Annotated in this window: 1 protein-coding gene; it reads right to left on the reverse strand. The window is 74.6% G+C overall.

All coding sequences use genetic code 11. From position 1 onward, the window contains the following. Positions 1-127: 127 nt before the first annotated feature. On the reverse strand, positions 128-623 hold a 496-nt coding region (locus tag L810_RS42080; protein ID WP_042978334.1), incomplete at its 5' end, for an SGNH/GDSL hydrolase family protein.

Genomic DNA, 623 nt, shown 5'->3' on the forward strand with positions numbered 1-623 from the left:
AACGCGCCGTGCGATGCGGCGCTTGCGCAAGCAAGGCCGGCATTTTGCGCGGGCGCGTATGCCGCCCGTGCGGAGTTTCGCCTGCGGCCCGCGCGGTGAAAGGCCGGTGCCGGGGCGTCGTGATACGTCATGCGGCCGTCCGGCGCAGCACGGCGGCGGCGACCTGCGTGGCCCACACCGTGCAGGCGGCGGCACCGGGGTGGAAGCCGTCGCTGGCCATCAGATGGCGCTCGAGCGGCAGCTCGACGCGCAGGAACGTGCAGTGCGGCTGCGTGGCGGCCCAGCCGTCGAGCGCTGTGTTGAGCCGTTTCGCGCGCAACCCGAGATACCACGCGAGCGGCTGCGGCAGCGCCGGAAAGCGCTCCATCGGCGGCACCGCCGACAGGATCGCGTGGCCGACCCGGAACCGCGTGGCGAGCAGCCGGACGAGCTCGGCCTGCTGCGCCTGCCAGCGGGCCGGCGGCACGCCGCCCGTCACGTCGTTGACGCCGAGCGACGTGACGGCCACGTCGAACGGCTCGGCCGGTTCGGCGGCGAGCCAGTCGACGAGCTCCCGCGTGGTCAGGCCCGTGCGCGCGAGCAGCTTCCAGTGCACGCGGTGCGTGGCCGCGAGCGCGTTCGCC

Source organism: Burkholderia sp. AU4i (assembly GCF_000466765.1).
Taxonomy (GTDB): domain Bacteria; phylum Pseudomonadota; class Gammaproteobacteria; order Burkholderiales; family Burkholderiaceae; genus Burkholderia; species Burkholderia cepacia.